Origin of the sequence: Hyphomonas sp., assembly GCF_041689225.1 — a bacterium.
GTDB lineage: Bacteria > Pseudomonadota > Alphaproteobacteria > Caulobacterales > Hyphomonadaceae > Hyphomonas.
Map to the genome: position 1 here is coordinate 1 of NZ_JBDNGN010000043.1, position 9967 is coordinate 9967.

The following is a 9967-nucleotide window of genomic DNA, read 5'->3' on the forward strand; positions in this document are numbered from 1 at the left end:
CGTGAAGAAGGTCTTCAACATTTCGAAGTGAGAGCGGAAACCGAACGTACATCATTACGCCAAGCTGGATGATCTCGGGCGAGCTTTTGAAATAGCGGAACGGGTTCTTGGCCATTTTCCAAGCCTAAACGCCCCTGCCCTCCGCCTCAATGCCGTTTGCCCTGACAATACCTTGTCGATCACCCTCAGGCTCCGAGTATCCGAAGTCAGCAGCGCTTCAGCTGGACGCCATACGATCGAAGTCCTCGAACAGGTCTTTCGGGACGGGGTGCGCAATCTTCAATAGTTCGTCGCGCCGGTAGGCCATTGAGCCGCCATCGCCATATTTGGGCCGGTCATGCTTATGTCCCATCAGGAGGCAACGCAGGGCATAGTCGATATTGGCCTCCTGCATCCGCTTCTCGAACGCGTGCCGGAAAGAATAGATGACATGATCCTCTGTCGGAAACAGGCCGCGCCGCCTGAAGGCGGCGCCAAGGGCTGCTGAAAACGCGTTGGACTTGTCCCGGTAGCGCGCAAAGCCGTCAGGCGCACGCTGCGCAGCCAGGAGGGAGACACCGACCAGCGGAACGCGCCGGATCGAGGTTTCTGTCTTCACTTCGCGGTCCTCGCGTGCGCGGATCGCAATGTGCGGGACGGCGTCGTCCAGAACGATGTCCTGGCGGCGCAGGTTGATGATCTCGCCCGGACGACAGCCGGTTTCGATCAGCATGAGGGCCGCCAGGTGCAGGTCTGGAACAATGCCGTCCAGGGCGCCCCGGACGATAATTTTCTCCTGGACCCATGCGCTCGGAAAGGCCGGAATGACGGTGCGTGACTTGCCCTTGAAGTTCAGGTTCCGGAATGGATTTGGACGGGATTCGTCGCCCATGAACTTGAAGTACTCGGTATAGAGCTTTCGGATGTCGCTGAAATGCCGCGCAGCGGTCTTCGGCTTCTTTGGCTTCTGGTCGCTATCGCCCGGAGACAGCTGCTCATTCCACCAGGCAAAATAGTCTTGTCCATGCTCGCGCGTGATCTCGGTGACAGGCAAGTCCCCCACAACGTCGACAAAATATCTGAGCGAACGGTCCTTGGTGGCATGCCACAGGGTTCTCTGCGCCGGTGACTTGTTGAGGAGTTCACTGACAGCGATACGGGTCTTGTAGATCTCCATCGCCTCGCTGATCGTCGTGCGGGGCGCCTCGACCCCTCCCAGAACCGCGTCAACGATCGCAAGGCTCAGCTGGCCGTCAGAGGCCGGGTTGTCCCGTACCGCCAGGACCAGCCGGACCACGTCCTCGATATGGGCAGGATCTGCAAGTTCCGCGAGCGGTCGATAGGCAAATCCCACCGCCAGGGCCCGGGCCGTGGCAATCTCGTATCGCTTGCGGGCAAGACCGGTCTGCATGGGCTGACCTGCCGCTTCCAGATCGACCGCCAGACGCAGCTGAGTCCAGTATTCATCATCGGCGGCAACAAATTCGTCGCGGCGCATCCTGGCGATTTCAGCCGATTGGGTCTTCAGCGCGACCCGTATCGTGTTGCCTGAAAGGAAGGGTCGCAGACGGGTCGGAATATGGCGGTAATAGTAATACCACCCACTTCGGACCTTGAGGTAACGATCAAGATTTTCCGCCCGCGCCATGGACGAAAACTAGCCCAAATTCGGTGCAAAAACTAGCCCAAAAATGACCCCAATACGATTCGAACAGAAGCCAAAAGGGATAAATCCCTTTGGAAACAATGTGTTATTTGATTTGGAAATTTTTATTCTGGAGCGGGCGAAGAGATTCGAACTCTCGACCCCAACCTTGGCAAGGTTGTGCTCTACCACTGAGCTACGCCCGCATCCTGAATTGGTACCCGGCAGGAACCCCCGCCGAGAGGCGTGATAAAGCGCATCAGGCTTGTGTTTGCAAGCGCTTAGTTCGGGCCTGCTGCACAATTTGTGGACCGTATGGCCCATGCTTCAGGATCTTCGGCCAATGCAGGCTTTTCGTCCGGTCGCGTTCCCGCCATTTCGGCCAAGCTGACCCAATTACGGGTCGGATCAACCCCGGATAACCGTGCGAATCTGGTCCGGCCGCACTTCGCGCCCCTCGGCATCGACGAATGCCGCCCGGATCGCACTTTTCGTGCCCGCCTTGGTGAAACTGATCGGCGGCGTTTCGCCCTCCGCCAGCCAGGCATCGCCCCATTGGGTGAGTCCTATCAGGATAGGCCGCAATGACAGGCCCATCGCCGACAGAAGGTATTCAGGCCGGGCGCGCTTTCCGGGGGCCTTATAGGGCCGTTTGACAAGCAGGCCGGTGTCGACGAGCGACTTCAACCGGCCCGACAGCACGGTGCGCGGGCATTTCAGCTCGGCCTGGAAATCATCGAACCGGCGCACGCCATAAAGCGCCGCGCGCAATATCAGCAGCGTCCACCTGTCTCCCACCACCTCAATAGCGCTGGCAAGGTTACAGGTTTCCGGTGGAATGGGTGACCGGCGGGCGAGAGGAATCTGCGTCATCCCAACTCTCATGTATGGGTTCGCTTTCGAAATCCAGAGCCCTTTGATCGATCCGCGCATTTCGCCGATTTCGCCTTGTATTTGCCGCCTTCCGATGGGAGAGGCAGGTGAGACCGCAGCTAAATTTAATCAGGCTATCGCATGAACAAGTCCGTGCTCATCGCTTCGCTCCTGTTGGGCCTCGCGGCTTGTTCGGCACCTGAACCCGTTGCACCCGTTACAGTCGCCCCGACGAGCGCCTCAGCTCTTTGGAGTTTCGAAACCTCCGCGCGCGCATTGCGGATTGAATCCTGCCCGCCGGGAACACCTGACCTGTCGCCGCTTGCCATCGATATCACAGCAGCCCCGGTCGACCTTGGCGCCTTGCACGCAAATTCGTCTCTGCCTGCATCCGTCACCTTCGCCCACGGCTGGAGCCTGACCTCTGGCAACGAAAACTTTGGCGGATTGTCCGGTCTGGAAACACTGCCGGACGGCAACCTCCTCACTGTGTCCGACGTGGGAGCCTTTGTCTGGATCGGGCTCTCGGACAGCGAACCGAACGGCACAGGCAAGCTGTCCTACATGCTCGGCCCGGATGGCAAGCAGCTTTCCGGCAAGACGCAGGGAGACGCCGAAGGTCTGGCCCTACGCGACGGGCTCGCCCTTGTGAGTTTCGAGCGCGACCACCGGATTGAGGCCTTTGACCTCCAGGACTGCGGCGCAGACGCCCGAGCGGCCCGTGTCGCGCGCCTGCCCTTTGACATATCAGGAAAGCCGATCGGCGAGAACCAGGGCGCCGAAGCGCTTTCGATCCTGCCCACCGGCACGCTGAAATTCGGACTGGAAAGCCTCTTCAGCGGCCCGTCCCCCCTCGGAATCGTCCTCGCCAATGGAGACGGCGTGCTCACAGGCGAAATGGCACCCAATCCTGTCGGCTATTCGCTCGTCGGTCTCGACGAGACGGTCGATGCGTCCAGAAACCCGGTTACGGTCACCCTGTATCGCAGCTATGACCCCATTCGCGGGAACCGGAATATCGTCACCTGGTCGACCTCCGATCTGCAGATCGAGCTGAAACGCCCCATGTTGGTCGACAATTTCGAAGGCGTGGCTGCAGAATTCATCGATTCCGACACGCTTCGCATCTGGCTAATTTCCGACAATAATTTTTCGGCCCGCCAGCAAACACTCCTCTACGCCTTCGATGTCGACACAGGCGCGGAATAAACACTCTTACATTCTTTACGGTTGAAGCTTACATCTGCTCTTGCACAAGGGCTGCGGCGCCCGCAATGGGACTGAACTCCGGCGACCTTACTTTCCGTCAGGGAGCTGGCATTCTGGTTCGGACCCTGGTCCGGGCTCACCCGGCGCCCACCTAGTCTCTAGGTTGACGGGAGTGAATATGCCCAGCGACGTCTGCGGTTCTTGTGCGCTATCATTGGGGCGTGACGCCAACGCAGACGCGCGTTAAGGCTCACGCCATGTCCAAAACACCCGATAAGATTCAGCTTCGCCACCGCATGCGCACCCTGCGCGCCGAAGCTGCTGCCCGCGATCCCGACGCCGCTGAAAAACTGGCCGATCTGTTTCCAATGAAACTTCTCGAACGGTATGGCCCCGTCGTGGCTGGCTATGTACCAATCAACGAGGAACTTGATCCGACCCCGCTGATGCAACGGCTCAGCCGTGCCGGCGCGGAACTATGCCTGCCCCGTGTCGAAGATGACGGGCGCATGACTTGGCGTATGTGGTCGCTTGGCGAGCCACTGGAACGCCGCCCGTTCGGCCTGTCCGAGCCAGGCCTCGATGCGCCGGAAGCCAGCCCGACCCTCATCCTGACACCCCTCCTAGCCTTCGACGCGATGGGCAATCGTCTCGGTTACGGCAAAGGCCATTATGACAGCGCCATCCAGGACCTGCGCGCAGCCGGTCGCGCCTTTGCCTGCGCCGTGGCCTATCCCGCCCAGCAGATCGACGCTGTCCCTGCCGAACCACACGACCAGCCGCTTGACTGGGCCGTCACGCCCATCGGCTCCGTGCCGCTCTTCATGATGCGCAACATGAAAGCGATGAATGCAGCAGGCGGCGACGGACCTGACGTCGCCTGATCTGCGCCCCATCTGTTGCTGATCGGGCAACTTGGCGCAAGTCTTGCTCAATTAGGGTATCGTTGACCTTTATTGTGCGTGTCGAAATTGCTGAATACCCAACAAAAACCTGCCACTGCCCATACAACCACAGGCGACGACGCGCTCATCGTGTCCTGCCTCGTCGCGCTGTGCTGTTTTGGGATTTTCATGCTGAGCGATTTCGACAGCCCGAAACCGGCTGAGACCATGACGACCGCTGCTGTCGAAGTGACCGTGCCGGATGACGTGTCTGACAGCCAGCCAGTTGCCCCTGCCATCCCGCCATCTTCCCCTGTACCGGCCACGCCCGCACCCACCCCAAGCCACACCCTCATCCCCCCCGCAAAGACCCGCCCCACACTCCCTTCGGCGCCCGGATTCATTACCCTTCTTGGCGACACGCTAAACGACGCCTTTTTCTACCGTTCGGAATATTCGAACCCCACCGGGCACTATGGAGGCGACTGGTCTCGCGACAATATCGGCCAGACGGCAGAAGGCGCCGACCTCGACGTGCGACGCCACCCGTCCCGGTCAGGTCCCTATACCGGCGGCGAGATGAAGACATTGAAGACATATGGCTATGGCCGCTACGAGGTTGTCATGCGGCCTGCCAAGGGCTCGGGCCTCGTGTCATCTTTCTTCACCTATACAGGGGCTTACGAAGGCAATCCCCACGACGAAATCGATATCGAGTTCCTCGGTCTCGATACGTCGCGGATTCACTTCAACTATTTTCGCAATGGCAAGACCGGCGAGTCGGCCACCTTCGACCTGCCCTTCGATGCCGCCGAAGCCGACCACCTCTATGCCTTCGAATGGGCCCCTGAGGGCATTACTTGGTACGTCGATGGTGAGCCCTATTACAAGACCGTGGAGGGGGACGCATATCTGCCGACGACGCCCGGCAGCGTCATTTTCAATGCCTGGACGGGTAAACCCTTCATGTCAGCCTGGCACGGCAAGCCAACCTTTGAATCCGGCGCCGCGGCCCATTATTCATGCGTTTCATTCTCGCCGATGGGTGAAGAGACGCGTGCCTGCAGTGACTTGTTCCTACCCCGTCGCCCCAGCACGTCTCACGCACTGACCGCGCAGCTATCGCAGCAACCAACGCCCTGACCTGCAAGTGTAGCTGGCCAGTAACGAGCCCCCCAGGCTAGTCTGGTCCAATGCATTTCCGGACGATCTCAACATCGGTCGCGTTCATCGCCTTCTGCCTTTCGTCCGCGGCAGACCCTGCTGTCAAAATCATCAATTTTTCGGCCAACTGGTGCCCGCTCTGCCGGGTGCTGGATCCGCGCCTGGCAGACGCCGCGGATCGGTTCAAGGACCGCGGCGTAATACTGGTAGAGGTAGACATGACCGGCCTTACCCGGTCGGATGATGACGCGCAGAAGGCGCTCATCGCGCAGCTTCAGGCGCTCACTGAAGCCCACGACACGGGCTATCTGTGGGACTGGTATGGCGGACATGCAGGCGTCGCTGTCATCATCGCCGCTGACAATGGCGAGCCGCTTTCGTGCATCACGACAGCGTTGAGCACATCACAGATTGAAGACCGCCTGCAGGAAAGCCTCATCCTCGCGACAAAGGTCAAACCCGGCCATCGGCGACCGACTGGGACCGATTGCCCACCGCCGATGCCGAATAGGATTGTGGCTCAGCCTATCCCTTGATATCTTTCATTATTTGCTCGCGCGCAACGGGCATGAGTTCAGCCATCTGTTCACGAATGCGGGCATCGGTGCGATCGACACCAGCCGTGTCAAAATCGCCACGCACCTTGCGGAACACGTCTTCTTCGCCAACTTCTTCGAGATCGGAGAGAACCACGGTCTTGGCATAGGCTTGGGCATCATCGCCCGTCATGCCCATCAGATCGGCGGCCCAAAGACCCAAAAGCTTGTTGCGACGGGCCGCCACCTTGAACTGGGTTTCCTGATCGAGGGCATATTTGGCCTCTTGTGCGCGTTCGCGATCGTCAAATGAGCTCATGGAAGTAGCCTTTCAGCGAGAAATTCGGGATTTTCTGCCATATAGGGTGTCTGATCAGGTGTGCGCAATAATTGTTTATCGGCGCGACTTGGCGTAACAGTCTCGATCTAATGGGGACGCTGGCGATTCCGACCCGCCTTTTCCCTCGATTACCCATGAAAGGGCTCTGTCGAATGTCGAAAAAGCGTGTCGTATACGAGGGAAAAGCCAAGATCCTCTATGAGGGCCCTGAGCCTGGCACCCTGATTCAGTATTTCAAGGACGACGCCACCGCATTCAACGCGCAGAAAAAAGCCGTGCTAGATGGCAAAGGCGTGCTGAACAATCGCATCAGCGAATTCATGATGACACGCCTCGGCGCCGTCGGAATCCCGACTCACTTCATCCGACGCCTCAACATGCGTGAGCAGCTGATCAAGAAGGTGGAAATCATTCCGCTTGAAGTCGTCGTCCGCAACATTGCCGCCGGCACATTGTCCAAGCGCCTCGGCATCGAGGAAGGTCAGGTCCTTCCGCGCCCCATGGTCGAGTTCTACTTCAAGGATGACGCCTTGGGCGACCCGCTCGTGACGGAAGAGCACATCGCTGCGTTCGGCTGGGCCGGGCCACAGGAATATGATGACCTTATTTCCCTGTCCCTCCGGGTGAACGATTTCATGTCCGGTCTGTTTGCGGCCGTCGGCATTCGGCTCGTCGACTTCAAGCTTGAATTTGGCCGGCATTTCGAAGGCGATAGCGAGGTGCCCCGCATCCTGCTGGCCGACGAGATCAGCCCTGACAGCTGCCGCCTTTGGGACTTCGAGACCGGCGAAAAGCTCGACAAGGACCGTTTCCGCCGCGACCTCGGCGGCGTCACGGAAGCCTATGCCGAAGTCGCACGGCGCCTCGGGATCATCAAGGTATCCGGCGAGACCGACAATGTCGTGAGCTTTACCGGAGGCAAGTAGGCACGTGACGCCTCGCTGCACGTTCCATTGCCGGCCAGACTAGGTTAAAGCGTGCGCGACTCACATCTTTGGAGCTCTACCCGATGAAAGCCATTGTCCACGTTGCCCTGAAATCCGGCGTGCTCGACCCTCAGGGCAAAGCTGTGGCCGATACGCTCGCGCGCATGGGCTACAAGGAAGTCGAAGCCGCACGCATCGGCAAGGTCATCGAACTCGACATCGACGACGCCCTCACGTCTGAAGCCGCTGAGGCGCGCGTCAGGGAAATGTGCGAGAAGCTGCTCGCGAATACTGTCATCGAAAGCTACCGCGTCGAGTTCGCCGCCTAGGTCTCACTCGTCCGTCGTAGCCTTTCGGACATACACACCGGTGAACAAGTCTTCTCAGGTGTCGGCCTTGCTATTGTATTGGGCGAAATGCTGCGTCACCGATCCGTCGGCGTTCAATGTCCACTCGCCCGTGAAGGGCGCTTTGACGCCGCCGGTCTGGTAGGCAATTTCGCCCTCCAGATTCATTGACCCCGACTCGGTCAGACCGCCCGAATAGTCGATTGTCGCACCTTTGCTAATCCAGAGCTGCCGCCATTTCCCTGTCGCCGGGTCAAGGAAATTATAGCTTTGCCCCGTGCCGCCTGAAACGGACGTCCAGCGCTCAACCAGAACGCAACCGCCCTCCTCTGCAGATATCGAATTCTCTCCTGCAAGGCTGCCATCCATGTCCAAGACATCCCACTCACCCAGCCAGAAATCGAAAGCGTGATGGGCGTTGCTGGAGCACGCTGACGCTGGCGGGGTCAGTGGGGCGGTTCCAGCTGACGCTTGGCACAACAGTCCCAGGATGACGCTTGAGACGAATGATCTGTACATGTGTCTCCCCTTAAGTCGTCCAAGTCGCCAGCATCCCTTGACTTAGACTTTTGTAAAATGGCTGGGCCATGGCGAGATTAATTTGTGAGCGATTATTCACTTGGGTAACTCGGCGCCACATGTTACTTAATCCCAATGCAAGGATGTCTTTGAATGCCAAAATCTGCCATTCCCGCTCGCGAGGCCGCCAAGAAACCCCGCGCCCGCAATGCGCGTCCAAAGATAGAACGCGCCGCACTGAAGCTTTTTATTCACGAGGGAGTCGATGCGGCGACCACGCGCGAAATCGCCGAACAGGCAGGAGTCTCGGAAGGCGCCCTATATCGTCACTACAAAGGCAAGGATGAGCTCGCGCTCGCGCTCTTCATGGAAACACACAATCGTCTCGGCAAGATGATGGTGGAAGCACTGGCGCGCGACGGCAGCCTTGACGAGAAGGTGGGCGCGGCGGTGTCTGCCTATTGCCAGCTTGCGGACGAAGATTTCCTGCTATTTTCCTTCCACCTCGTGTCGCTGAACCGCTATCTTCCCTATGACAAACGTCGCGACGACGACCCGGTGACCATTACCGAACGGATCATTGAGGGATTGATGCGGGACGCAATCATCCCGAAAGGGGATCCTGCAGTGAAGGCGGCCATGGCGCTCGGCGTCATCATGCAGGCCGGGCAGAACAAGATCTACAACCGCCTGCCCGGCCCTCTATCGCAACATGCCGACGCGTTCACCAAGGCGATCCTCGCCGTTCTCCAATCCGGCTAATTCTCCAATATCTCGTACACTCAAGAAAGCTCATCCCCATGCGCGGCTTCCTCTTTACGGTCATCTATTACCTGCTCTCGGTCCTTTATGTGCTGGTCTCCCTGCCTTTCCTCGCCCTGCCGGGGCGCGGCCCTGTCAGCGTGATCATCCGAAGTTACACACGCGCGATGAACCTGAACCTCCTGATCTTTGGTGGTATCAGCAAAGAGGTCCGCGGACGGGGCAATCTGCCCGAGGGCGCGTTCGTGATCGCCGCCAAACACCAGAGCTGGGGCGACGGCTACCTGATCTATCCGGAAGTGAAGAATCTCGCCTTCGTGACCGGTGACCACCTCGAGAGGTTCCCCCTCGTTGGCGGCATCCTGCGCAAGCTCGGTGCCATCGTCATCGACACCTGTGGCGGCGGCGACCGCAAGGCCGAGTCGCTGCGTGAAGGCATGGAAGCGGCCCGAGAGGCAGGCCGCAGGGTTCTGATCTATCCGGAAGGACACCTCGCCCCGGTCGACTACCATTTCCGTTACAAGCCCGGCGTCTGGCACATGGCCGAGGCCATGGGCGTTCCCGTCGTACCCGTGGCCACGAATATTGGCCTGTTCTGGCGCCAGCAGGAAACCAGTAAGACTCCTGGCCGAGCCGTCATCGAGTTTCTCGAACCGATTCCACCCGGCCTGCCCAAGGACGAATTCATGGCGCGTCTGACTGAGGTCATAGAATCGCGCACGGCCGAACTCGTTGCGGAAGTGCGCGGCGGCCCTGCCGTCCGGGCGACGCTGATCCCCGATC

At 59.3% G+C, this 9967-nt stretch carries 12 protein-coding genes, 1 tRNA gene and 1 pseudogene; 8 read left to right on the forward strand and 6 right to left on the reverse strand.

Annotation, left to right across the window (positions count from 1 at the left end; all coding sequences use genetic code 11):
* From ACESNB_RS03475 to ACESNB_RS03490, 4 genes and pseudogenes are all read right to left on the reverse strand, one after another.
* Positions 1-115, reverse strand: a pseudogene (locus ACESNB_RS03475) (IS6 family transposase); the annotation flags it as partial.
* A 102-nt stretch (positions 116-217) separates the two neighbouring features.
* Positions 218-1627 carry a DUF6538 domain-containing protein gene (locus tag ACESNB_RS03480; protein WP_373003896.1) on the reverse strand — a complete coding sequence of 470 codons (1410 nt, stop codon included), beginning with the start codon at positions 1625-1627 and terminating at the stop codon, positions 218-220.
* Between the two features lie 128 nt (positions 1628-1755).
* Positions 1756-1830, reverse strand: a tRNA-Gly gene (locus tag ACESNB_RS03485).
* Positions 1831-2032: 202 nt separating this feature from the next.
* Complete coding sequence (locus ACESNB_RS03490; protein WP_373003899.1) at positions 2033-2497, reverse strand: winged helix-turn-helix transcriptional regulator; 465 nt, start codon at positions 2495-2497, stop codon at positions 2033-2035.
* Positions 2498-2638: 141 nt separating this feature from the next.
* Between ACESNB_RS03490 and ACESNB_RS03495 the strand changes: the two genes are divergently transcribed.
* The 4 genes from ACESNB_RS03495 (at position 2639) to ACESNB_RS03510 (ending at position 6290) form a co-directional block, all read left to right on the forward strand.
* Positions 2639-3706 (forward strand): esterase-like activity of phytase family protein, encoded by a 1068-nt coding sequence (locus ACESNB_RS03495; protein WP_373003901.1) that lies wholly within the window; start codon positions 2639-2641, stop codon positions 3704-3706.
* A gap of 257 nt (positions 3707-3963) precedes the next feature.
* Positions 3964-4590 (forward strand): 5-formyltetrahydrofolate cyclo-ligase, encoded by a 627-nt coding sequence (locus tag ACESNB_RS03500; RefSeq protein ID WP_373003904.1) that lies wholly within the window; start codon positions 3964-3966, stop codon positions 4588-4590.
* Between the two features lie 189 nt (positions 4591-4779).
* Positions 4780-5733 carry a family 16 glycosylhydrolase gene (locus tag ACESNB_RS03505; protein ID WP_373003907.1) on the forward strand — a complete coding sequence of 318 codons (954 nt, stop codon included), beginning with the start codon at positions 4780-4782 and terminating at the stop codon, positions 5731-5733.
* Positions 5734-5783: 50 nt separating this feature from the next.
* Complete coding sequence (locus ACESNB_RS03510; RefSeq protein WP_373003910.1) at positions 5784-6290, forward strand: peroxiredoxin family protein; 507 nt, start codon at positions 5784-5786, stop codon at positions 6288-6290.
* On the opposite strand, the gene ACESNB_RS03515 is transcribed toward ACESNB_RS03510, so the two are convergent.
* Complete coding sequence (locus ACESNB_RS03515) at positions 6280-6609, reverse strand: DUF1476 domain-containing protein (RefSeq protein WP_373003913.1); 330 nt, start codon at positions 6607-6609, stop codon at positions 6280-6282. The genes ACESNB_RS03510 and ACESNB_RS03515 overlap by 11 nt on opposite strands.
* Positions 6610-6782: 173 nt before the next feature.
* Here ACESNB_RS03515 and purC point away from each other — a divergent pair, with 173 nt between their 5' ends.
* Positions 6783-7556: a phosphoribosylaminoimidazolesuccinocarboxamide synthase gene (gene purC, locus ACESNB_RS03520; protein ID WP_373003916.1), complete on the forward strand. Its 774-nt coding sequence runs from the start codon at positions 6783-6785 to the stop codon at positions 7554-7556.
* A gap of 83 nt (positions 7557-7639) precedes the next feature.
* Positions 7640-7885, forward strand: a complete 246-nt coding sequence (gene purS, locus ACESNB_RS03525; protein ID WP_340692078.1) for a phosphoribosylformylglycinamidine synthase subunit PurS — start codon at positions 7640-7642, stop codon at positions 7883-7885.
* 54 nt (positions 7886-7939) lie between these two features.
* On the opposite strand, the gene ACESNB_RS03530 is transcribed toward purS, so the two are convergent.
* Positions 7940-8422, reverse strand: coding sequence for a hypothetical protein (locus tag ACESNB_RS03530; protein WP_373003918.1), 483 nt, complete (start codon positions 8420-8422; stop codon positions 7940-7942).
* Positions 8423-8575: 153 nt separating this feature from the next.
* On the opposite strand from ACESNB_RS03530, the gene ACESNB_RS03535 reads away from it, so the two are divergent.
* Together ACESNB_RS03535 and ACESNB_RS03540 are read left to right on the forward strand one after the other, a co-directional pair.
* Entirely contained in the window at positions 8576-9184 is a 609-nt protein-coding gene (locus ACESNB_RS03535) for a TetR/AcrR family transcriptional regulator (protein WP_373003920.1), read from the forward strand.
* A gap of 38 nt (positions 9185-9222) precedes the next feature.
* The coding region (locus ACESNB_RS03540) for a lysophospholipid acyltransferase family protein (RefSeq protein ID WP_373003923.1) at positions 9223-9967 on the forward strand (745 nt) is incomplete at its 3' end.